20 protein-coding genes are annotated in these 24,197 nt (G+C 54.4%); all 20 read right to left on the reverse strand.

Translation table 11 applies throughout. The features are described from left to right. Positions 1-110: 110 nt before the first annotated feature. Positions 111-1,400 (reverse strand): phosphopyruvate hydratase, encoded by a 1,290-nt coding sequence (eno, locus tag ACZRJQ_RS16225; RefSeq protein ID WP_463979337.1) that lies wholly within the window; start codon positions 1,398-1,400, stop codon positions 111-113. Between the two features lie 153 nt (positions 1,401-1,553). Beyond that, positions 1,554-2,399, reverse strand: coding sequence for a 3-deoxy-8-phosphooctulonate synthase (gene kdsA / locus ACZRJQ_RS16230; RefSeq protein WP_463979338.1), 846 nt, complete (start codon positions 2,397-2,399; stop codon positions 1,554-1,556). A 5-nt stretch (positions 2,400-2,404) separates the two neighbouring features. Next, positions 2,405-4,036 carry a CTP synthase gene (locus ACZRJQ_RS16235; protein WP_463979339.1) on the reverse strand — a complete coding sequence of 544 codons (1,632 nt, stop codon included), beginning with the start codon at positions 4,034-4,036 and terminating at the stop codon, positions 2,405-2,407. A 293-nt stretch (positions 4,037-4,329) separates the two neighbouring features. Next, the gene (gene tilS, locus ACZRJQ_RS16240; protein WP_463979340.1) at positions 4,330-5,625 is read right to left on the reverse strand and encodes a tRNA lysidine(34) synthetase TilS; all 1,296 of its coding nucleotides are present in this window, start codon (positions 5,623-5,625) and stop codon (positions 4,330-4,332) included. A 113-nt stretch (positions 5,626-5,738) separates the two neighbouring features. Then, entirely contained in the window at positions 5,739-6,686 is a 948-nt protein-coding gene (locus tag ACZRJQ_RS16245; RefSeq protein ID WP_463979341.1) for an acetyl-CoA carboxylase carboxyltransferase subunit alpha, read from the reverse strand. 184 nt (positions 6,687-6,870) lie between these two features. Next, the gene (dnaE, locus tag ACZRJQ_RS16250) at positions 6,871-10,392 is read right to left on the reverse strand and encodes a DNA polymerase III subunit alpha (RefSeq protein WP_463979342.1); all 3,522 of its coding nucleotides are present in this window, start codon (positions 10,390-10,392) and stop codon (positions 6,871-6,873) included. A gap of 78 nt (positions 10,393-10,470) precedes the next feature. Continuing rightward, on the reverse strand, positions 10,471-11,097 hold the full coding sequence (rnhB, locus tag ACZRJQ_RS16255; RefSeq protein WP_463979343.1) for a ribonuclease HII: 627 nt from the start codon (positions 11,095-11,097) through the stop codon (positions 10,471-10,473). 11 nt (positions 11,098-11,108) lie between these two features. After that, positions 11,109-12,239, reverse strand: coding sequence for a lipid-A-disaccharide synthase (gene lpxB, locus ACZRJQ_RS16260; RefSeq protein ID WP_463979344.1), 1,131 nt, complete (start codon positions 12,237-12,239; stop codon positions 11,109-11,111). A 2-nt stretch (positions 12,240-12,241) separates the two neighbouring features. After that, positions 12,242-13,018: an acyl-ACP--UDP-N-acetylglucosamine O-acyltransferase gene (gene lpxA / locus ACZRJQ_RS16265; protein ID WP_463979345.1), complete on the reverse strand. Its 777-nt coding sequence runs from the start codon at positions 13,016-13,018 to the stop codon at positions 12,242-12,244. Then, positions 13,015-13,455, reverse strand: a complete 441-nt coding sequence (gene fabZ / locus ACZRJQ_RS16270) for a 3-hydroxyacyl-ACP dehydratase FabZ (RefSeq protein ID WP_019411583.1) — start codon at positions 13,453-13,455, stop codon at positions 13,015-13,017. The genes lpxA and fabZ overlap by 4 nt, the downstream gene beginning before the upstream one ends. Positions 13,456-13,564: 109 nt before the next feature. Then, positions 13,565-14,620, reverse strand: coding sequence for a UDP-3-O-(3-hydroxymyristoyl)glucosamine N-acyltransferase (gene lpxD, locus ACZRJQ_RS16275; RefSeq protein ID WP_463979346.1), 1,056 nt, complete (start codon positions 14,618-14,620; stop codon positions 13,565-13,567). A gap of 2 nt (positions 14,621-14,622) precedes the next feature. Further along, positions 14,623-15,126 (reverse strand): OmpH/Skp family outer membrane protein, encoded by a 504-nt coding sequence (locus ACZRJQ_RS16280; RefSeq protein ID WP_463979347.1) that lies wholly within the window; start codon positions 15,124-15,126, stop codon positions 14,623-14,625. Between the two features lie 45 nt (positions 15,127-15,171). After that, positions 15,172-17,499, reverse strand: coding sequence for an outer membrane protein assembly factor BamA (bamA, locus tag ACZRJQ_RS16285; protein ID WP_463979348.1), 2,328 nt, complete (start codon positions 17,497-17,499; stop codon positions 15,172-15,174). A gap of 75 nt (positions 17,500-17,574) precedes the next feature. Next, positions 17,575-18,927: an RIP metalloprotease RseP gene (rseP, locus tag ACZRJQ_RS16290; RefSeq protein WP_463979349.1), complete on the reverse strand. Its 1,353-nt coding sequence runs from the start codon at positions 18,925-18,927 to the stop codon at positions 17,575-17,577. A 41-nt stretch (positions 18,928-18,968) separates the two neighbouring features. Beyond that, positions 18,969-20,159 (reverse strand): 1-deoxy-D-xylulose-5-phosphate reductoisomerase, encoded by a 1,191-nt coding sequence (ispC, locus tag ACZRJQ_RS16295; RefSeq protein WP_463979350.1) that lies wholly within the window; start codon positions 20,157-20,159, stop codon positions 18,969-18,971. Next, positions 20,156-20,962: a phosphatidate cytidylyltransferase gene (locus tag ACZRJQ_RS16300; RefSeq protein WP_463979351.1), complete on the reverse strand. Its 807-nt coding sequence runs from the start codon at positions 20,960-20,962 to the stop codon at positions 20,156-20,158. The genes ispC and ACZRJQ_RS16300 overlap by 4 nt, the downstream gene beginning before the upstream one ends. Continuing rightward, on the reverse strand, positions 20,962-21,717 hold the full coding sequence (uppS, locus tag ACZRJQ_RS16305) for a polyprenyl diphosphate synthase (protein WP_463979352.1): 756 nt from the start codon (positions 21,715-21,717) through the stop codon (positions 20,962-20,964). The genes ACZRJQ_RS16300 and uppS overlap by 1 nt, the downstream gene beginning before the upstream one ends. Positions 21,718-21,732: 15 nt before the next feature. Continuing rightward, the gene (frr, locus tag ACZRJQ_RS16310) at positions 21,733-22,290 is read right to left on the reverse strand and encodes a ribosome recycling factor (protein ID WP_463979353.1); all 558 of its coding nucleotides are present in this window, start codon (positions 22,288-22,290) and stop codon (positions 21,733-21,735) included. After that, positions 22,287-23,030 (reverse strand): UMP kinase, encoded by a 744-nt coding sequence (gene pyrH, locus ACZRJQ_RS16315; protein ID WP_003172271.1) that lies wholly within the window; start codon positions 23,028-23,030, stop codon positions 22,287-22,289. The genes frr and pyrH overlap by 4 nt, the downstream gene beginning before the upstream one ends. 205 nt (positions 23,031-23,235) lie before the next feature. Beyond that, positions 23,236-24,105: a translation elongation factor Ts gene (gene tsf, locus ACZRJQ_RS16320; protein WP_463979354.1), complete on the reverse strand. Its 870-nt coding sequence runs from the start codon at positions 24,103-24,105 to the stop codon at positions 23,236-23,238. Positions 24,106-24,197 lie beyond the last annotated feature (92 nt).

Genomic DNA, 24,197 nt, shown 5'->3' on the forward strand with positions numbered 1-24,197 from the left:
ACAAAGCCTGGAAGAACCAGGCCTGTACTGAATAAGCATCAGATTAGTGTTAAAAAGCCCAAGATAGCGAGCTTTCAAACACGATCTGCTGTCTTTTTACCACCCAGTGCTTAGCCGCGGAACTCGCTGCGACCGTTGTACTTGGCTTTTGCGCCCAGTTGCTCTTCGATACGCAGCAATTGGTTGTACTTGGAAACGCGGTCAGAACGGCACAGCGAGCCGGTCTTGATCTGACCAGCCGAAGTACCCACCGCCAAATCAGCAATGGTGGAGTCTTCGGTTTCGCCCGAGCGGTGCGAGATCACTGCCGTGTAACCAGCAGCTTTGGCCATTTGGATGGCTTCCAGCGTTTCGGTCAACGTACCGATCTGGTTGAACTTGATCAGGATCGAGTTGGCGATCTTTTTATCGATGCCTTCTTTCAGGATTTTGGTGTTGGTCACGAACAGGTCGTCGCCTACCAACTGAACGTTCTCGCCGATTTTGTCGGTCAGGATTTTCCAGCCATCCCAGTCAGACTCGTCCAGGCCGTCTTCGATGGAGATGATCGGGTAACGCTGAGTCAGCCCCTTGAGGTATTCAGCGAAACCTTCGGAGTTGAAGACTTGACCTTCACCCGACAGGTTGTACTTACCGTCTTCGTAGAACTCGCTCGCCGCGCAGTCCAGTGCCAAGGTCACGTCAGTGCCCAGCGTGTAACCGGCGTTGGCGATGGCTTCGGAGATCACTTTCAGTGCATCTTCGTTGGACGCCAGGTTCGGAGCGAAACCACCTTCGTCGCCCACGGCAGTGTTCAGGCCACGAGCCTTGAGAACCGCTTTGAGGTGATGGAAGATTTCCGTGCCCATGCGCAACGCGTCAGAGAAGGTCTTGGCGCCAACTGGCTGAACCATGAACTCTTGAATGTCGACGTTGTTATCAGCGTGCTCACCACCGTTGATGATGTTCATCATCGGAACTGGCATCGAGTAAACACCCGGTGTGCCGTTCAGGTTGGCGATGTGTGCGTACAGCGGCAGGTCCTGGTCTTGTGCCGCCGCCTTGGCAGCAGCCAAAGACACGGCCAGGATGGCGTTAGCACCCAGCGAACCTTTGTTTTCAGTACCGTCCAGCGCGATCATCGCGTGGTCCAGTGCCTTTTGATCAACCGGGTCTTTACCCAGCAGCAAATCACGAATAGGGCCATTAATGTTGGCAACGGCTTTCAGAACGCCCTTGCCCAAGTAACGGCTCTTGTCGCCATCACGCAGCTCCAATGCTTCACGGGAACCGGTGGAAGCACCGGACGGCGCGCAAGCGCTGCCGATGATGCCGTTGTCGAGAAGCACGTCCGCTTCCACAGTGGGATTGCCACGGGAGTCGAGAACTTCACGACCTTTGATGTCGACGATTTTTGCCATTGTTGTAAATACTCCAAAGTTGACGAAAACGACGCAGCTGAGGGAAATTTGGTCATCGTTGGCAAGGGTTAAATAACAGGCAGCCTTGCGAACGATAAGGCTCGGGCCCTGAGGCCCGAGAAATCGTGCGGTACTTTACCGGAGAAACGAGAGTTACGCGGTTTCTATTGTCGGAAAACTCTTAACCAACTCATCCAGCGACTTCAGCTGAGCCAGGAATGGCTCCAGCTTGTCCAGACGCAAGGCGCAAGGGCCATCGCATTTGGCGTTGTCCGGATCCGGGTGCGCTTCAAGGAACAGGCCCGCCAAGCCCTGACTGATACCGGCTTTGGCTAGATCTGTCACTTGAGCACGACGACCACCCGCAGAATCCGAGCGACCCCCTGGCATTTGCAGCGCATGGGTCACGTCGAAAAACACCGGGTATTCGAATTGCTTCATGATGCCGAAGCCCAGCATGTCGACCACAAGGTTGTTGTAGCCAAAGCTCGAACCACGCTCACAGAGGATCAACTGATCATTGCCCGCTTCTTCGCATTTGCTCAGGATGTGTTTCATTTCCTGAGGGGCTAGAAATTGGGCTTTTTTGATGTTGATCACAGCACCGGTCTTGGCCATAGCCACAACCAGATCAGTCTGACGCGACAAGAAAGCCGGCAATTGGATGATGTCGCAGACCTCGGCGACCACGGCCGCTTGCGCAGGCTCGTGGACGTCAGTAATCAGCGGCACACCAAAAGCAGCTTTGATGTCTTGAAAAATCCGCATGCCCTCTTCCAGGCCGGGGCCACGGTAAGAGCTGACAGATGAGCGATTGGCCTTGTCGAAACTGGCCTTGAATACGTAAGGGATACCGAGCTTTTCGGTAACGCGCACGTACTCTTCACACACCTTCATGGCCATATCACGGCTTTCCAGCACGTTCATGCCACCGAACAAGACCATTGGCTTGTCATTGGCAATTTCGATATTGCCTACGCGAATTATCTTTTGCGCCATGCTGTTTATGCCTTCTTCTCGTGTTGCGCCAGTGCCGCTTTAACGAAACCGGTGAACAGTGGGTGGCCATCACGTGGCGTGGAGGTGAACTCCGGGTGGAACTGGCAAGCCACGAACCAAGGATGATCCGGTGCTTCAACCACTTCTACCAAGGCGCCGTCGCCGGAACGACCAGTCACTTTCAAGCCCGCTTCGATCAACTGAGGCAGCAGGTTGTTGTTCACTTCATAGCGATGACGGTGACGCTCAACAATCACGTCCTTGGCATAGCAATCGTGAACCAGAGAGCCGGCTGCAAGCTGGCAATCCTGCGCACCCAGACGCATGGTGCCGCCCAGATCCGAGGTTTCGGTACGGGTTTCAACAGCGCCGGTCGCGTCTTCCCACTCGGTAATCAAGCCTACAACCGGGTGGCCGCTGCTGCGATCGAACTCAGTGGAGTTGGCGTCTTTCCAGCCCAGCACATTACGTGCGAACTCGATCACCGCCACCTGCATACCCAGGCAGATGCCCAAGTAAGGCACTTTGTTTTCTCGTGCATATTGAACGGCAGTGATTTTGCCTTCTACACCGCGCAGACCGAAGCCGCCCGGAACCAGGATGGCATCAACGCCTTCGAGCAGTTCAGTGCCCTTGTTCTCGATGTCTTCAGAGTCGATGTAGCGCAGGTTGACCTTGGTACGGTTGGAAATACCGGCGTGGCTCATCGCCTCAATCAGCGACTTGTACGCGTCCAGCAACTCCATGTACTTGCCGACCATCGCGATGGTGACTTCGTGCTCTGGATTGAGCTTGGCATCGACCACCTTGTCCCATTCGGACAGGTCAGCGCTGTTGCACTGCAAGCCAAAACGCTCTACAACGAAATCATCCAGACCCTGAGCGTGCAGCATGCCCGGGATCTTGTAGATGGTGTCGGCGTCTTCCAGAGAAATGACCGCACGCTCTTCAACGTTGGTGAACAGCGCGATTTTGCGACGCGAAGACACATCAACGTGGTGGTCTGAACGGCAGATCAGAACGTCTGGCTGCAGGCCGATGGAGCGCAATTCTTTAACCGAGTGTTGCGTTGGTTTGGTTTTCGTTTCGCCAGCAGTGGCGATGTACGGAACCAGAGTCAGGTGCATCAGCATGGCGCGCTTGGCGCCCACTTCGATGCGCAACTGACGGATAGCCTCGAGGAACGGTTGGGACTCAATGTCACCCACAGTACCGCCAATCTCTACCATCGCTACGTCAGCATCGCCGGCGCCCTTGATGATTCGACGTTTGATTTCGTCGGTGATGTGCGGAATCACCTGGATGGTTGCACCCAGGTAATCACCACGGCGCTCCTTGCGCAGGACGTGTTCGTAAACGCGGCCCGTGGTGAAGTTGTTGTTCTGGGTCATGGTCGTGCGGATAAACCGCTCGTAGTGACCCAAGTCCAGGTCGGTCTCGGCGCCGTCGTGAGTGACGAACACTTCACCGTGCTGGAACGGGCTCATGGTGCCCGGATCAACGTTGATGTAGGGGTCCAGCTTCAGCATGGTGACCTTAAGTCCCCGCGCCTCCAGGATGGCTGCCAATGAAGCCGAGGCAATGCCTTTCCCCAATGAAGAAACAACACCGCCCGTGACGAAGATGTAGCGCGTCATGAAAAACCCTAGAAGTCTGCGTTAAAGCGGTCAGAGCCGCCGGGGAAAGCGAAGGAAGGCCGAAGCCCCCAATCACCAGCATTAGTCACAGTGCACCTTTCGAAAAACTGCTGCGTTGAAACAGACCGATGGAAACCAACGGTTCGATACAAGCCACACATTTTTTTAAAATCGCCCAGCAAAGACTGCTTGGTAATCGGCAACATCTGCAATTCTGGTGAATCCACAGAAGTTGTATCAAGAAGGGAGCGTAGTCTACCGGAAAGCCCCATTTAGCTCAAACCTTGATCGCTCTAAGTTGGTAACCACTTTAATTGCCAGCGCCCACAAGGGCCGCAGTCCAATCCACTGAGGTTTGCCACCGCCAATAACTGCTCATTACGGTACACCAGCGGCAATCTGCCACGGGCAAACAGCGGAACACCCCGCTCATTGAGCAGGCGCTTCAAATCGCGATGACCCCGCTGGGCCAACGCCATTACTTCGCCACCTTGACGATAGCTCACTTGCAGCAGCCCCTCTGGAATATCACCGACAATACGCAACTGGCCGTTATCTGGCAGCGTCAAGGGTTGCGCAGGATCATCCCAAAGCAAAGGCGCGCTCGGCGTACGCAGCCAGTTACCCGACAACCACCAGATCCGACCGCCAGCCCGGCGCAGTTCGCCATCACTCAGACGCCACACTGGCTGTGCATCATTACGCGCATCGCGCAGAGCCTCCCAGCCCGCCCAATGCTCGGTATCCGGCAAGCGACCAAAATCCGCGAGCCAGTGGCGCAAGGCATTACGCTGGCGTGCAGGCGACAGGCCGACGACAGGCGCTAATTCAAGTGACGGCAACCCAAGCCATTCAAATTCGCTCACAGAGCTCGCGTGCTGTAGATCCTGCACTGCCAGCTCACTCAGCAAACTTTGTGCCTCAGCACAATGCGCCGCGCTGCGGGCCAAGATAGCTGCGGCTTGCGGCCAGCGCTGAGTCAGTTTGGGGAAGACCTCATGACGCAAATAATTACGCGAGAAGTCGGTCTGCGCGTTAGAAGGATCTTCAACCCAGCGCAATGCGTGAGCCTGTGCATAAGCCTCAAGCACGGCTCTAGACACATCCAACAACGGTCGGCACAAATGCCCAAGCCCTAGGCGACGCTGTTGCGGCATCGCCGCTAACCCACTGACACCCGCCCCCCGCAACAGGCGAAACAACAGGGTTTCAGCCTGATCGTCACGATGCTGGCCGGTGAGCAATACTTCTTGCTCACCAGTAATCGACACGAAGGCCTGATAACGCGCATCACGCGCAGCACGCTCAAGACTCGCGCCCGGCTGCACCTGCACATGAACAACCTGCAACGGCACACTCAACCCATCACACAGCGCCTGACAATGAGCCGGCCATGCGTCAGCGGCCACCTGTAGACCATGATGCACATGGACAGCGGTCAACGTGGGGAGCGAATGGGTATTACGAAGCTGTACCAAAAGATGCAGCAGGACCGTTGAGTCCAGGCCGCCAGAGAGTCCGACGTGCCAAGCCTTGGCGTTGCGCCAGGGTTTTAAAGCCTCAAGAAGCAGGGTTGAGAGATTGGACATCACACAGTCCTGTGAATGAACCCCCGTGGGAGTTGCGAAGGCTACGATCTTTTGATTCTTGGATTAAAAAGATCGCAGCCTTCGCCAGCTCCTACGAGGTTATTAGCCAGCGATCAGAGGCCGTAGCTCATCAAGCGGTCATAACGACGCTTGAGCAACGCTTCGTGATCCAGCTTTTTCAACACGTCCAACTGCGAAATTAGCTCAGCGCGGATGGTGGCAGACGCTGCAACCGGGTCACGGTGTGCGCCACCCAATGGCTCGCCAATCACCTTATCGACAATGCCCAAGCCTTTCAGGCGATCAGCGGTGATGCCCATCGCTTCAGCAGCATCCGGCGCCTTTTCAGCTGTTTTCCACAGAATCGAAGCGCAGCCTTCTGGAGAGATCACGGCATAAGTCGAGTACTGAAGCATGTTCAACTGGTCGCACACACCGATCGCCAATGCGCCGCCCGAACCGCCCTCACCGATAACGGTGGAAATAATCGGTGTTTTCAGGCGCGACATCACTCGCAGGTTCCAGGCAATCGCTTCGCTCTGGTTACGCTCTTCTGCGTCAATACCAGGGTAGGCACCCGGCGTGTCGATGAATGTCAGGATCGGCATTTTGAAACGCTCAGCCATTTCCATCAAACGGCAGGCTTTGCGATAACCCTCAGGGCGCGGCATACCGAAGTTGCGGCGCACCTTTTCACGGACTTCACGGCCCTTCTGATGACCAATCACCATGACTGGCTGATCGTCCAGACGGGCAATGCCACCCACAATCGCAGCATCGTCTGAGAAGTGGCGGTCGCCGTGCAGCTCATCGAACTCAGTGAAGATGTGATCGATGTAATCCAGTGTGTAAGGACGGCGCGGGTGACGGGCCAGACGAGCAATCTGCCAGCTGGTCAGCTTGCCGAAAATATCTTCAGTCAGCGTTTTGCTTTTGTCTTGCAGACGAGAGATTTCATCGCCGATGTTCAGCGAATTGTCATTACCAACCAAACGCAGCTCTTCGATTTTGGCTTGCAGGTCAGCAATCGGCTGTTCGAAATCAAGAAAATTCGGGTTCATAAGCATCCGTCTTGGGTCGGCGGCAAAGCATGCCAGTGGGGGTAAAGCCCAGCATTTGCTGGCGATAACAACCCAACTGGGGCAGCCGGTTGATCTGTATCGCGCCTACCTTAAGGGACAGGCGCTCTCAGGTCGAGATTAAAAATTCAGGTCGAGATCAGGGCGCGTTAATCGCCCCTGACCGTCAACGGTATTGGAGGAAGACGTTGTCTCGCCCAAACTGGTCACGCAAGGCTTGAATCAAGCTGTCTGCCGGGTCGATCTTCCAGGTGTCACCAAACTGCAACATGGCCTTGGCGTCCAAGCCGGTGTACTCCATCGTCACCGGGCACGCACCCCGATGTTTTTTCAATAACTCGCCCAAACTGCGCAGTTGATCGCCTTTAAGCTCGGCATGACTCACTTTAAGCCGCAGGCTTTCAGCCAAGCTGGTACGAGCGTCTTCCATGCTCATGACGCGCTTGACTCGCAAACGTAAACCGCCCGAAAAGTCGTCATTGCTGACTTCACCTTCAACCACCACCATTGCATCGGTCTGCAACAGCGATTGCGCCGAATGGAACGCCTCGGCAAACAGCGACGCCTCGATTCTGGCTGAACGGTCGTCGAGGGTGATAAAGCCCATTTTGTCGCCTTTTTTATTCTTCATCACACGCAGCGCGATGATCATACCGGCAACCGTCTGGGTGTCTCGGGCAGGCTTGAGGTCAATGATGCGCTGACGAGCGAAACGGCGAATCTCACCTTCGTATTCATCAATCGGGTGGCCTGTCAGGTACAGCCCAAGAGTGTCTTTCTCGCCTTTAAGACGCTCTTTTAACGTCAGCTCTTTTGCCTTGCGATGACTGGCGTAAACATCCGCATCTTCCTCGACAAACAGGCCACCAAACAAGTCGGCATGCCCGCTGTCGTGGGTTCGGGCGGTTTGTTCTGCGGCTTTGATTGCTTCTTCCATAGCCGCCAGCAGCACTGCGCGGTTCTTGTCGATGCTGGCTTGCCAAGCTTTAGGCTCGTCATGGAAAAACGGCCCCAGTCGGTCAAGCGCACCGCTGCGAATCAGGCCATCCAGCGTGCGTTTGTTGATGCGCTTAAGGTCAACCCGGGCACAAAAATCGAACAAGTCTGTGAAAGGGCCGTGCTGTCGGGCTTCGGTGATGGCTTCTACTGGCCCCTCACCTACCCCTTTGATGGCCCCCAACCCGTAAATAATTCGGCCTTCGTCGTTAACCGTGAACTTAAACTCCGAGGCATTCACATCCGGTGCGTCGAGACGCAGCTTCATGGTGCGAATTTCTTCGATCAGGATCACGACTTTGTCGGTGTTGTGCATATCCGCCGACAATACCGCAGCCATGAAAGGAGCCGGGTAATGGGTCTTCAGCCATGCGGTCTGATAGGACACCAGACCGTAAGCCGCCGAGTGGGATTTGTTAAAACCGTAACCGGCGAATTTTTCTACCAGATCGAAAATGTTACCCGCGAGGTCGCCATCAATATTGTTGTTGGCACAACCTTCGATAAAGCCACCGCGCTGCTTGGCCATTTCTTCGGGCTTTTTCTTACCCATAGCTCGACGCAGCATGTCGGCGCCGCCAAGGGTATATCCGGCCATGACCTGAGCAATCTGCATCACCTGTTCTTGATACAGAATGATGCCGTAGGTCGGCGCCAATACAGGCTTAAGGCCTTCGTACTGATAGTCCGAGTGCGGGTATGCCAGTTCAGCTCGACCGTGCTTACGGTTGATAAAGTCATCAACCATGCCTGACTGCAACGGCCCCGGACGAAACAGGGCCACCAGTGCGATCAAGTCTTCCAGACAGTCGGGCTTGAGCTTTTTGATCAGCTCTTTCATGCCGCGCGACTCAAGCTGGAACACCGCAGTGGTCTCAGCCTTTTGCAGCAGCTGGTACGTCGGCTTGTCGTCCAGCGGGATAAAGGCGATATCCAACGGGGGTTCATCGACCTTGGCGCGATCGCGGTTGATGGTTTTCAGCGCCCAGTCGATAACGGTCAGGGTTCGTAGACCCAAGAAGTCAAACTTCACCAAACCGGCAGACTCAACGTCATCCTTGTCGAACTGGGTGACCAGGCCACCACCCTCTTCATCGCAATAAATTGGCGAGAAGTCGGTGAGCTTAGTCGGCGCGATCACAACACCACCGGCGTGCTTACCGACGTTACGCACCACGCCTTCAAGCTTGCGCGCCATTTCCCAAATTTCAGCAGCCTCTTCATCGACCTTGATGAAGTCGCGCAAGATTTCTTCTTGCTCGTAGGCTTTTTCGAGGGTCATGCCCACTTCGAACGGGATCATCTTCGACAGGCGGTCCGCCAAACCGTAAGACTTGCCCTGCACCCGCGCAACGTCACGAATAACCGCCTTGGCAGCCATCGAACCGAAGGTAATGATCTGACTTACCGCGTTACGGCCATACTTTTCAGCAACGTACTCAATAACCCGGTCACGACCATCCATGCAGAAGTCGACGTCGAAGTCGGGCATCGATACCCGTTCCGGGTTAAGGAATCGTTCGAACAGCAAGTCGTATTCAAGTGGGTCAAGGTCAGTAATTTTCTGCACATAAGCCACCAACGACCCCGCACCCGACCCTCGACCCGGCCCCACAGGCACGCCGTTACTTTTAGCCCACTGGATAAAGTCCATTACGATCAGGAAGTAACCAGGAAAACCCATCTGGATGATGATATCCAGCTCGAAATTCAGCCGATCGACATACACCTGACGCTTGGCGTCGTAATCTTCGGTGGTGTCTTTGGGCAGCAGAACGTCGAGACGCTCTTCCAGACCATCAAACGACACTTTGCGAAAATACTCATCGATGGTCATGCCATCGGGAATCGGGAAGTTGGGCAAAAAGTGAGTGCCCAGCTTTACTTCGATGTTGCAACGTTTGGCAATTTCTACCGAGTTTTCCAGCGCCTCAGGCAAGTCACTGAACAGCTCGGCCATTTCTTCAGCGCTTTTTAGGTACTGCTGATCGCTGTAGTTTTTTGAGCGACGCGGATCATCAAGCGCCCTGCCCTCACCAATACAAACACGGGTTTCGTGAGCTTCGAAGTCTTCTTGCTTGAGGAAACGCACATCGTTGGTTGCGACCAACGGGGCTCCGACTTTTTCAGCCAGCGCCACAGCCGCGTGCAAGTGTTCTTCATCATTAGGGCGCTTGGTGCGCTGAACTTCCAGATAAAACCGATCCGGAAAAACCGTCATCCACTCGCGGGCCAGCACCTCGGCCTCTTCATGGTTGCCACTGATCAGCGCAACGCCGATTTCACCCTCTTTGGCTGACGAGAGCATGATCAAGCCTTCAGCGGCTTCAGCGACCCACTCACGCTCAATGATCACCTGACCATTACGCTGACCCTCAATAAAGCCACGGGAGATAAGTTCAGTGAGATTGCGGTAACCCACGCCGTTCATCGCCAGCAAGCTGAGGCGGCTCACCGGGTTGTCAGCATCCTTGTTCGACAGCCACAGGTCAGCACCACAAATCGGCTTGATCCCGCCGCCCATGGCCGCTTTATAAAATTTGACCAGAGAGCACATATTGTTCTGATCAGTTACCGCTACGGCAGGCATATTCATGCCGGCCAGGGTTTTGATCAGCGGTTTGATCCGCACCAGGCCATCGACCAGGGAATATTCAGTGTGCAGGCGCAGGTGAACGAATGAAGCCGGCATGGTGATCCTGTCTATAAGCTTTGAGAAACAACAAGGCCCGGATTGTACCGGGCCTTGGCAAAAACATCAGCCTTGCGGCTAAACCTCAGTGAGGCCTTCAAGGGCCTCATACGCACGACGCACCGGGCCAAACGAACGACGATGAATCGGTGTCGGGCCCAAACGCTCAAGCGCTTCAAGGTGTACCGCTGTCGGGTATCCCTTATGACCACCGATGCCGTAACCGGGGTATTGGAGTTCAAACGCAGCCATTTCTCGGTCACGACTGACTTTGGCCAGGATCGAGGCTGCCGCAATCGCCGGCACCTTGCTATCACCCTTAACCACGGCTTCAGCGGGCATTGCCAGCTTGGGGCATCGATTGCCATCAATCAGTGCCAATTTGGGCGTGATGCTCAGCCCTTCAACCGCCCGCTGCATGGCCAACATGGTGGCATGCAAAATGTTCAGCTCGTCGATCTCTTCGACTTCAGCCCGCGCGATACACCAACTTAAGGCTTTTTCACAGATCTCGTCATAGAGCTTTTCACGGCGCGCCTCAGTGAGCTTTTTTGAATCGTTAAGCCCTGCGATGGGACGCGCCGGGTCAAGAATCACAGCTGCCGTCACGACCGCGCCGCACAACGGGCCACGACCCACTTCGTCAACACCGGCCACGAGATCGTCGGCCTGATCGACCAAGTTGAAGTCCAATCCGATTTGCATGGTTACTTTACTCATTTGGATTGTGCAATCAGGCCCAGCACAGCTTTGGCGGCTTGATTGGAGGCGTCTAGACGCAATGTACGGTGAATCTCGTCAAAGCCACGAGTTTGCTCTTCGCCACCGTCAAGCAAGGGCAATAGGGTTTTAGCCAACGCCTGCGGGGTTGCCGCGTCCTGCAACAGCTCGGGCACCAACATCCGCTGGGCTAGCAAATTGGGCAATGACACGTAAGGGCTTTTAACCAAACGCTTGAGAATCCAGAACGTCAAACGAGCAAGGCGATAAGCCACCACCATTGGACGCTTGTATAACAGCGCCTCAAGGGTCGCAGTGCCCGATGCAATTAACACAGCATCACAGGCTGCTAAAGCCAGATGCGAGCGCCCGTCGAGAAGCGTGAGCGGTAAATCCCGCCCCTCCATCAACTGCTCGATTTGCTCACGCCGTGCGGCATTAGCACACGGCAGTACAAAGCGTACATCAGGCCGCGCCTCACGAATGAGCTGCGCCGCATCAAGGAACAATCCACCCAACTTACCCACTTCCCCGCCACGACTACCCGGCATCAAAGCGACCAACGGCCCATCAGGCAAGCCCAATTCGGCGCGTGCACCCACTTTGTCAGCTTCAAGAGGAATGGTGTCTGCCAGAGAATGCCCAACAAAGCGCACGGGCACGCCGTGTTCTTCATAGAATTTGGCTTCAAAAGGCAGCAACGTAAGCATCAAATCGCAGCCTTCGCGGATTTTCAGCACGCGTTTCTGGCGCCAAGCCCATACCGAAGGGCTGACGTAATGCACGGTCTTGATACCCGCACGACGCAATTGAAGTTCAATATTGAGCGTGAAGTCCGGTGCATCGATGCCGATAAACACGTCTGGCTTTTCAGCGATGAGCGTCTGCACCAGCGCTTTGCGGCGCTTAAGCAGCTCACGCAAGCGGCCCAAGACTTCAACCAGCCCCATCACCGACAAGCGCTCCATCGGGAAGTAAGAGCGCATGCCCTCGGCTTCCATCAGTGGGCCGCCTACACCGATAAATTCGATATCTGGGTGCTGAACTTTAAGTGCCCGCATTAGCCCAGAGCCCAAAATGTCACCGGAGGCTTCACCTGCCACCAGCGCAACTCGCAACTTGGCCATGATTAGCGCGTAATGCCGCGAGTAGAAGAGCGAATGGATTCGACAAACAGCGCAACTTCAGGGAATTGAGCAGCAGGCTCTGCCAACTCGGCAAGTGCCTGTTCAACCGTCAAACCTTGGCGATACACCACTTTGTAAGCACGACGAAGGGCATGAATGGCATCGTCGCTGAAACCTCGACGGCGCATGCCTTCAAAGTTCATGCTGCGCGCTTGGGCCGGGCTGCCAAACACTGTGACAAACGCTGGCACGTCTTTACCAATCGCAGTCCCCATGCCCGAAAAGCTGTGGGCACCGATATGGCAGAACTGGTGCACCAGAGTGAAACCGGAAAGAATCGCCCAGTCACCCATGTGTACGTGGCCCGCCAGTGCTGCGTTGTTAACCAAAATGCAATGGTTACCAATCACGCTGTCGTGCCCGATGTGTGCATAGGCCATGATCAAGTTGTGATCGCCCAACGTGGTTTCAGCACGATCCTGGATAGTGCCGCGATGAATGGTGACCCCCTCACGAATAACGTTGTGGTCACCAATAACCAAACGAGTTTCTTCGCCTTTGTACTTGAGATCAGGCGTGTCCTCGCCCACCGAAGAAAACTGGTAGATGCGATTGTGCTTACCGATCTTGGTTGGGCCCTTGAGAATCACATGCGGCCCAATCACTGTCCCCTCGCCGATTTCCACACCTGCGCCGATGATCGACCAAGGGCCGACCTCAACGTCGTCGGCCAAAATGGCCGTCGGATCGATGATTGCGCGAGGGTCAATCAAACTCATAGTTTGCGTTCCGCACAGATAATTTCAGCCGAGCACACCGGCTTGCCATCAACCGATGCCTGGCATTCGAACTTCCAGATCGATCGCTTGCAGCTCAAGAACTTGGCTTCAAGAATCAACTGATCGCCCGGCAATACAGGCTGACGGAAGCGCAGCTTGTCGGAGCCTACGAAGTAATACAGTGTGCCGTCAGCAGGCTTCACGTCCAACATTTTGAAACCCAGAATGCCAGCAGCCTGGGCCATTGCTTCAATAATCAATACGCCCGGCATGATTGGGTGCGCAGGGAAGTGACCATTAAAAAACGGTTCATTGATGCTGACATTCTTGTAGGCACGAATGCGTTTGTTCTCGACATCCAGATCCACCACTCGATCCACCAGCAGGAACGGGTAACGGTGAGGCAGATATTCGCGAATCTCGTTGATGTCCATCATTTCGTGGGGAAGCCTGTAATAAAGATTGGGCGCGCGCGAGTAAGGCGCGCTCCTCTAGCAAATCAAGGAAGCAAACCAGTGGTTATGCACGCTTGATATGGAAATTGTATTAACCCTCTGAAGAAGCCTTACCGCTTGGGGTCACTTCCCCAACGCGCTTTTCCAGATGTTTAAGTCGTCTGGCGATATCGTCCAACTGACGAATGCGTGCTGCACTTTTGCGCCACTCGGCTGCTGGCTGCATCGCAGTACCAGAAGAATAGGCACCTGGCTCGGTAATCGAATGGGTCACCATCGTCATTCCGGTCAAGAACACGTTGTCGCACACTTCTATGTGACCAACCAAACCCACGCCACCGGCCAACATGCAATGTTTGCCGATTTTAGTGCTGCCAGAAATCCCGACACAGGCAGCCATCGCCGTATGGTCGCCAATCTGAACGTTGTGAGCGATTTGGATCTGGTTATCCAGCTTGACGCCATTACCTATCAGCGTATCGGCCAAAGCGCCACGATCAACAGCCGTGTTAACGCCAATTTCGACATCATCACCAATGGTGACACCGCCAATTTGGGCGATTTTTTGCCAGACACCTTTTTCGTTGGCAAAGCCGAAGCCTTCGCCTCCCAACACGGCGCCCGACTGGATCACGACACGCTTACCGATGTGCACATCGTGATAGAGCGTTACGCGAGGAGCTAGCCAACCGTCCTCACCAATTGAGCAGCGAGCACCGATAAAGCAGTGCGGGCCGATCGTCACGCCTGCCGCAATTCGTGCACCGCTTTCGATGACAGCAAACGCACCAATACTGGCCATAGGATCAACCACGGCATCTGCCGCAATGACGGATGACGGATGAATGCCGGGCGTCGCTTTAGGCTTGGGGTCGAACAGATGGGAAATTCGGGCATAAGCCAAATAGGGATCAGGCACAACCAGCGCATCCCCACCGTAACCCTCAGCATCGACAGGCTTGAGCAATACGGCCCCAGCGTGGCAATCCACAAGGTATTTTCGGTATTGGGGGTTAGCCAGAAAGCTCAACTGAGCTGGGCCGGCCTCTTGTAAAGTGGCCAGCCCAGTTATTTCCTTCTCCGCAGAGCCACGCAAGGTGGCTCCGAGGAACTCGGCCAAGCGGCCGAGTTTTATAGTCACAGTCATAATTACTTCAGCTGATTCATGCGCTCGATAACTTGGCGAGTGATGTCGTACTGAGGTTTGACATCAATCACAGCACCACGCTCGAACACCAGATCAAAGGCGCCTTTTTTGATGACTTCTTCAACAGCGCTGTCCAGTTTTGGCTTCAGCTGTTTAAGCATTTCACGGTCAGCAACGGCTTTGGCTTCGTTCAGTTCCTTGGACTGGAACTGGAAGTCACGTGCCTTTTGCTTGAACTCAAGCTCAAGACGTTCACGCTCGCCTTGCTGCATTTTGTCGCCGCCTTTTACCAGACGGTCCTGAATACCTTTGGCGCTGCTTTCCAAGCTTTTGAGCTTGGTCAGTTGTGGGCCGAATTTTTTCTCGGCATCTACTGCGTAACGCTTGGCAGCGTCAGACTCCAGCAGTGCCATTTGATAGTTCAGCACAGCAATTTTCATCTCGGCGAAAGCCGGGGTGGCGACCAAAACTGTTGCCAGGAGAACCAATTGAGTCAACTTACGCACGATGCACTCCTACAAAATCCGTTGTCGTTATCTAAAGTCAGGCTTTTAGAAAGTCTGGCCGAGGGAGAATTGGAACACCTGAGTATCTGCGTCATCCGGTTTCTTGATCGGCATGGCCAAGCTGAAGCTCAGCGGGCCAAGCGCAGTCACCCAAGTCACGCCCATACCAACAGAACTGGCCATGTTGCTAAAGCTGATGTCGCAATCCTTGGTGGTCGACTTGCAGTTGGTGTCAAACACGTTACCCACATCCCAGAACACAGAGGTGCGCAGGGAGCGTTGATCTTTCACGAACGGCATCGGGAACAACACTTCAACACCACCCTGGATCAGCACGTTACCACCGAAGGGTAGCGGATCTTGGTCAGGGTCGTTCTTGTTTGGCGTGCTGCGCGGACCAAGTGCACTGTCTTTAAAACCACGTACCGAGTTGAAACCACCCGCGTAATAGTTCTCGTAGAACGGCAAGCCCGAGGTCGAACCGTAACTGTCACCATAACCAAGCTCTGTGTGCAGACGCATGGTGTAGGTATCGGTCAACGGCTGGAACATCTGAGCACGGTAGTCCAATTTGTAGAATTGCAGGTCGCTGCCCGGAATCGTGGTTTCAAGCACCAGACTCTGCGAGCTGCCACGCGTTGGCAGTACACCTTTGTTGAGCGTCGACTCAGACCAGCCTGCCGATGCCTTGAAGTTAAGGTATTTGTCGCCTTCTTTGTTCACGAAATCGTAGATTTCATCAACGGTGTAAGTACCGGTACTGATTTCATCCTGCTGCACGCTCAGACCATAGGTCAGTCGCGAAGTATCGCTGATTGGGTAGCCCATGGTGATACCTGCACCCAGGCTATCAACCGCATAGTTTGCTACGTCAACGTCGAGATCTTTGTAGTCAGTGGTGCGGTAAAACGCGTTGTAACCCAGGCTCACACCATCAGCAGTCCAGTACGGATCGACATAGCTGAAGTTGTAGCGGCTTTGATATTCACTACGCGTCAGGCCAATGCTGACCTTGTTACCTGTACCCAGGAAGTTGTTCTGTGTGATCGAGCCACCCAGGATCAAACCGGCGCTTTGAGCAAAACCAACGCTGGCAGTAATCGAACCAGACGCTTGCTCTTCAACGGAGTAGTTAACGTCAACCAGATCGTCGGTGCCCGGCACCGCAGGGGTTTCAACGTTAACTTCTTTGAAGAAGCCCAGACGCTCAAGGCGAACCTTGGACTGATCGATCAGGTAAGTCGAAGCCCAGCCACCTTCCATCTGACGCATTTCACGACGCAGCACTTCGTCTTCCGACTTGGTGTTACCCCGGTAGTTAATGCGGTTAACGTAGGCGCGCTTGCCTGGATCAACCACGAAGGTGATCGCAACAGTGTGGTCTTCAGCGTTTGGCTGTGGCACGCCATTGACGTTAGCAAAGGTGTAGCCTTCGTTACCCAAACGACGCGTGATCAGTTCTGAGGTGGTGGTCATCAGCTTGCGCGAGAACACTTGGCCTGGCTGAACCAACAGCAGCGACTTGATTTGATCTTCAGGGACTTTCAGGTCACCTGTCAGCTTCACTTCGCCAACGTTGAATTTTTCGCCTTCATTGATGTTGACGGTGATGTAGACGTTTTTCTTGTCTGGGGTGATCGATACCTGAGTCGAAGCGATATCCATATTGATATAACCGCGATCAAGGTAGTAAGAGCGCAGACGCTCCAGGTCACCCGACAGCTTTTCACGCGCATACTTGTCGTCGTTCTTGAAGAACGACAACCAGTTTGTGGTTTTAAGCTCGAATAGATCAGTCAGTTCATCTTCCGGGAAGACCGAGTTACCCACCACGTTGATGTGCTGGATAGCCGCAACAGTGCCTTCGTTGATGTTGACCTTCAGCGCTACGCGGTTGCGTGGTTCAGGTACAACTTCAGTGTCGACTGTTGCCGAGTAACGGCCCTGTGCAACGTATTGACGCTGCAGCTCGTTACGAACCCCTTCAAGGGTCGCACGCTGGAAGATTTCGCCTTCAGCCAAACCTGACTGTTTTAGACCCTTCATCAGGTCATCAGTAGAAATAGCCTTGTTACCGTCGATAGTGATACTGGCGACGGAAGGACGTTCGACTACCGTAATGACAAGCACATTGCCATCACGACCCAGTTGGATATCCTGAAAGAAACCGGTTTTGAACAACGCACGAGTGGATTCCACCAAACGGCGGTCATCCGCTACCTCACCCACGTTCAGCGGCAACGCGCCAAACACGCTACCGGCGGAAACCCGCTGGAGCCCGTTGACACGAATATCAGAGATAGTGAAGGACTCGGCGTGAACTTCGGCGATCATCAGTACGGTGAGAACCGCAGTTAGCAGCAGACGTTTCATGAAGTCCTTTCTTATTCCAACTGGCAATAAACAAACTGCCGCAAAATGCGGCAGATTCGCAATTCAGCGAAGCGTTTACAGACGACCCAGATCGTTGACCAGGGCAAGTAACATCACCCCAACCACCAAACTGATGCCGATCTGCATTCCCCAACCCTGCACCCGATCCGACAAGGGGCGACCACGCGCCCACTCGATCAGATAAAACAACAAATGCCCCCCATCCAGTACAGGGATGGGCAACAAGTTCAGAACGCCAAGGCTAATACTCAGATAAGCCAAGAAATTCAGGAAATCCGCGACACCCGACTGGGCAGAAGCGCCCGCCACTTTAGCAATGGTTATCGGTCCACTCAAGTTTTTTACCGAGAGCTCACCGAACAACATTTTCTTAAGTGAATCGAGCGTCAATACGCTCATGGTCCAAGTGCGCTTTGCCCCCTCACCAATAGCAGCAAGCGGGCCATAACTGACCTCGCGAATCATCTCGGGTGGCCAGTCCACACCCTTCACACCAGCCCCTAAATAACCGGTTGCAGCCTTGCCTTCACCTCGAGCAGCGAGCGTCACAGGAATATCAATAACAGCACCGTCACGCTCTACCTGCAGTACGACCCGCGCTTCGGGACGTACACGAACCCAATCCACCACTTGCTGCCAATCTTTGATCGGCTGCTCATTCATGGCCAGTAACTTATCGCCACTTTTAAGCCCCGCAGCCTGAGCAGGGCCTTTTGGGTCAAACTCGGCCAAAATCGCTGGCAACTCAGGGCGCCAAGGACGAATACCTAGCGAGCTGATGGGATCAGGTTCGTTTGCACCCTTGAGCCAGTCATGCAAGACCACTTGATGCGAAGTCTCGGCAGTAGAGCCTGGCTCGCGCACCGACACCTCAATAGCGCCACTTTCGCCCAAGCGGCGAACCAGCTGCAGATTGACATTACCCCAGCCTGTGGTGGGCTCTGCGTCAATCGAGACTATTTCCTGCCCCGCCATTAAGCCTGCCTGCGCAGCCAAACTCCCACTTTCAACCGCCCCAATGACTGGGCGCACTTGTTGGCTGCCCATCATTGCCAACACCCAGAAAAACACCATCGCTAACATAAAGTTTGCGATAGGGCCTGCCGCAACGATGGCAATACGCTGCCCCACGGTTTTGCGATTGAACGACTGTCCAAGCTGGTCAGCTGGGACTTCACCTTCACGCTCATCAAGCATTTTTACGTAGCCGCCCAATGGGATGGCTGCGATTACAAACTCTGTGCCCTGCCGATCATGCCAGCGCAACAAGGGCGTACCGAAGCCCACGGAAAAACGCAGAACCTTGACGCCACAACGGCGCGCCACCCAAAAGTGACCGAATTCATGAAAAGTGACCAACACCCCCAACGCGATCAGGGTGCCAACAATCATATAGAGCGCACTCATCTACTTTCTCCGCGATCCTGTCCGGTTTCGGCAAGTACCACTTATAACCCGTTGCGGCTCAACCACCGCTCTGTCAACGTGCGGGCTTTGGCATCAGCGGCAAATACCGCCTCCAGCTCATCCACCACAACAACGGGCTCACTGTTCAATACATCTTCAATGATGCGGGCAATCTGCGGATAGCGGATACGCCCATCAAGGAAGGCTGCGACTGCAACCTCATTGGCCGCATTCAACATGGCTGGTGCACTGTTGCCTGCTGCAGCGGCCTCACGCGCCAAACGCAAGCACGGGAAACGCTGCTCATCAGGCCGCTGAAAGTCCAGACGTGCAACCGCAAACAAGTCCAGCGGCGCCACCCCCGAATCAATACGCTCAGGCCACGCCAAGGCATTGGCGATAGGTGTGCGCATGTCCGGGTTGCCCAGTTGAGCCAGCACCGAGCCGTCCACATAGTCCACCAACGAATGGATCACGCTTTGCGGGTGTATCACCACCTCAACCTGACTCGGCTTGGCGTCGAATAGCCAGCAAGCCTCAATTAACTCCAGGCCTTTGTTCATCATGCTGGCCGAGTCTACCGATATCTTGCGCCCCATCGACCAATTGGGATGAGCGCATGCTTGGTCCGGCGTCACATTTTCAAGCTGCGCCAACGGTGTTTCTCGAAAAGGCCCGCCCGAGGCTGTCAGCAATATACGTCGAACACCCACCGCCCCCAAACCTCGCGCGAAATCCTGAGGCAAACACTGGAAAATCGCGTTGTGCTCACTGTCGATCGGCAACAACACCGAACCACTGCGACGGACCGCCTGCATAAACAGGGCGCCGGTCATCACCAGCGCCTCCTTGTTAGCCAGCAGAATTTTCTTGCCAGCGCTAACCGCAGCCAATGTTGGACGCAAACCCGCCGCCCCCACAATGGCAGCCATTACCGCATCGACTTCAGGTGCAGAGGCGATCTGACACAAGCCAGACTCACCCACCAACACTTCAGTGCGCAACCCAGCAGCACGCAAATCGGCCTGCAATTGACTCGCTGATTGCTCATCCGGCACAACGGCAATTTTCGGCTTGTGCAGCACGCACAACGCCAGCAACTCCGTTAAACGGCTATAACCGCTCAAGCCAAAAACCTGATAACGATCAGGATGGCGCGCAATCACATCAAGGGTGCTTAAGCCAATGGAGCCCGTAGCCCCCAAAACCGTAATCTGTTGCGCACGACTCATGAGGCGGCCATCCACAACAACACCGCAAATACAGGGATCGCCGCCGTTAGGCTGTCGATACGATCCAAAACACCGCCGTGGCCCGGCAACAGGTTACTGCTGTCTTTAATGCCCGCCTGACGCTTGAACATACTCTCGGTCAGGTCGCCCACAACCGAAATCAATACAATCAGCGCAGCACCCACCAGCGCCAAAAACAGTTGAACAGCGCTCCATTCACGAACCACTCCCACTGCTGCGGTGATCAACAGACTCAACAGCAAGCCTCCAAACACGCCTTCCCAGCTTTTACCGGGGCTGACTTTAGGTGCGAGCTTACGTTTGCCAAATTTACGCCCGGAAAAATAGGCACCAATGTCTGCGCCCCAAACCAGAACCATCACCGCCATGATCAACCAGTTACCCAACGGCATAGCCTTGATCAGCACCAAACCTTGCCAGGCGGGCAACAGAATTAACAGGCCAATTACCAACTTGGTTGCCGTTGTGGACCAATGCGCAGCCGATTGAGGAAAGGTCAACACCAAATAGGTGGCCAACGCCCACCACAAGACTGCTGCCCCCAGCACCCAAGGCGCCAGATCAGGAAAGATGTGCAAACCAAAGAGCAGCACAGCCACCACAACAGCAAAAGCAACTCGTGCAGGCTGAGCATCAAAACCAGCCAGACGCGCCCATTCCCATGCACCTAAGGTCACGACCAGACCAATAAACAGCGCAAAGCCAGACCCTTCAAGCAGGAAAAAGCCGCACAAAGCGATTGGCAGCAATATAAGAGCAGTGATGATTCTTTGTTTAAGCATTAAACCCGGGCTCCAGCCTCAACCTGCTCGCTCGTTTTACCGAAACGACGCTGGCGAGATGCGAAATCAGCCAATGCATGACGCATGGCTTCGTGTTTGAAGTCCGGCCAGAACAGGTCGGAGAAGTACAACTCGGAATAAGCCAACTGCCACAACAGGAAATTACTGATGCGGTGCTCACCACCGGTGCGAATGCACAAATCAGGTAATGGCAGATCGCCCGTTACCAGACAGGTTTGCAGCAGACCGGGCGTAATGTCTTCAGGCTGCAAATGCCCTGCCTGAACCTCCCGCGCCAACCGCTGCGCGGCCTGCGCAATATCCCATTGACCGCCATAGTTGGCCGCAATTTGCAGAACAAAACGCCCAGCCCCTGCGGTGATCGCTTCAGCTTCGCGCATCGCCGCCTGTAACTCGGGATGGAAGCGGGAGCGATCACCAATGATGCGCAGGCTAATGTTATTTTCGTTTAGGCGCTTGGCCTCACGACGCAACGCCTTGAAGAACAAATCCATCAAGGCACTGACTTCAGCCGCAGGACGCTGCCAGTTTTCACTGGAGAACGCGAACAAGGTGAGCACTTCGACCTTGGCCTCGGCACACACCTCAATCACAGCGCGAACAGCGTCCACGCCCGCTTTATGCCCGGCAACGCCCGGCATAAAGCGCTTTTTCGCCCAACGATTATTACCGTCCATGATGATCGCGACATGCCGCGGCACCGGAGACGACATAGCCTGCTTGGTCTTTTCCATAAAACGTCCTGACCCTTATACGGCCATCAGGTCCGCTTCTTTCTGCTTGGTAGCAGTTTCGATGTCGGCTACAGCCTTGTCGGTCAACTTCTGGATTTCATCAGCAGCACGACGCTCTTCGTCTTCGCTGATTTCTTTATCCTTGACCAAAGCCTTGAGCTGGCTCAAAGCATCACGACGGATGTTACGCACCGCCACACGAGCATCTTCTGCTGCATCACGGGCCTGCTTAGCAAACACCTTACGGGTTTCCTCAGTCAGCGCCGGCATGGAGATCAGTAGCAACTCGCCAAGGTTAGTCGGGTTAAGGTTCAAGCCCGCGCTCTGGATTGCCTTGTCGACAGCCGCCAGCATGTTGCGCTCAAACGCGACAACTTGCAGGGTACGAGAGTCTTTTACAGTGACGTTAGCCACTTGGCTCAGCGGGGTATCAGCACCGTAGTAAGGCACCATCACGCTACCCAGAATGCTTGGGTGCGCTTTACCGGTACGGATCTGGCCAAAAGCGTGGCTCAGCGATTCCAGCGATTTTTGCATGCGCGTTTGCGCATCTTTTTTGATTTCGTTGATCATTGTTGACCTTCCTCGATCAGAGTACCTTCAGCGCCGCCGTGGACAATATTCAGCAGAGCGCCAGGCTTGTTCATATTAAATACGCGCAATGGCATTTTGTGGTCGCGGCACAGGCAGATTGCCGTCAGATCCATTACACCCAGCTTGCGATCCAGCACTTCATCATAAGTCAGATGATCGAACTTCTCGGCATGCGGGTCCTTGAATGGGTCAGCGGTGTATACACCATCAACCTTGGTGGCCTTAAGCACCACATCTGCATCGATTTCAATGGCACGCAAGCAAGCGGCCGAATCCGTCGTGAAGAATGGGTTGCCTGTACCTGCCGCAAAAATAACCACTTCCTTAGCGTTCAGGTGACGCATGGCTTTACGACGATCGTAATGATCGGTCACACCCACCATGGAAATAGCCGACATTACGATGGCGGAAATATTCGCACGTTCCAGCGCATCGCGCATGGCCAAGGCGTTCATCACAGTTGCCAACATGCCCATATGGTCGCCTGTTACACGATCCATACCCGCAGCACTCAGCGCAGCACCACGGAACAGGTTGCCACCACCAATCACCAGACCTACCTGCACGCCGATGCCGACCAATTGGCCAACTTCCAACGCCATGCGGTCGAGTACCTTGGGGTCGATCCCGAACTCTTCAGAGCCCATCAGGGCTTCGCCGCTTAGCTTGAGTAGAATGCGTTTATAGCGAGCTTGATAACCACTGCCCTGCTGAGCCATTGCGAATCTCTCCTGCCGCGTTTTAAAAAAAATCTGTGCGAGGCCACTTACAGCCCGCGCTTACTCTAGTAGGTGCTGCACAACAGCACCATCGGATCACGATTTTGTAAACCGGTTCCGCCGGGAAAGACAAAACGCTCTCCCATCTGAAAAGAGGCTGCGCGCGTGAGCGGGCAGCCTCTTGGGTCGACAGTTTAAAACCGTCTTATTGCTTGCTTGCAGCCACTTGAGCAGCAACTTCTGCTGCGAAGTCATCAACTGGCTTCTCGATGCCGTCGCCTACTTTGAAGTAAGTGAAGGATACGATTTCAGCGCCTGCTTTTTTAGCCAGCTCGCCAACTTTGATTTCTGGGTTCTTAACGAACGCTTGTTCAACCAGGCTCGCTTCAGCAAGGAACTTGCTGATACGACCAGCAACCATCTTCTCGACGATTTCAGCTGGCTTGCCTTTGATCTTGTCTTCGTTGAGGCTCAGGAACACGGCTTTTTCGCGTTCGATTGCTTCAGCAGACACTTCGCTTGGCAGCAGGAACTCTGGGTTGCTTGCCGCTACGTGCATAGCGATGTCACGAGCCAGCTCAGCGTTGCCGCCTTTCAGGGCTACAACAACACCGATTTTGTTGCCGTGCAGGTAAGCATCAACAACATCGCCTTCGATACGCGCCAGACGACGAATATTAACGTTTTCGCCTACTTTACCAACCAGAACCAGACGATCAGCTTCTTGAGAAGCGATCAGTGGAGCTGCGTCGGTCAGCTTGTCAGCGAATGCTTTTTCTACGCTGTCAGCAACGAATTTTTTGAAGTCGTCTTGCAGAGCCAAGAAGTCAGTTTGCGAGTTAACTTCAAGAATTACGGCAGACTTGTTGTCGTCCGCAACTTTAACTGCGATAGCGCCTTCAGCAGCTACGTTACCTGCTTTTTTGGCCGCTTTGATGGCGCCCGAAGCACGCATGTCATCAATGGCTTTTTCGATGTCGCCGCCAGCCTTGGTCAAGGCTTTCTTGCAATCCATCATGCCTTCGCCAGTACGCTCACGCAGTTCTTTAACCAACGCTGCAGTAATCTCTGCCATTTCAAAATTCCTCTTGGATAGGTTTTCAACCATTCCACCCGACCGAACGGGCGTTCAATTCGTGTGAAGCATGCCTCGATGCAACCCTGTCA

The organism is Pseudomonas sp. E315 (assembly GCF_055406205.1).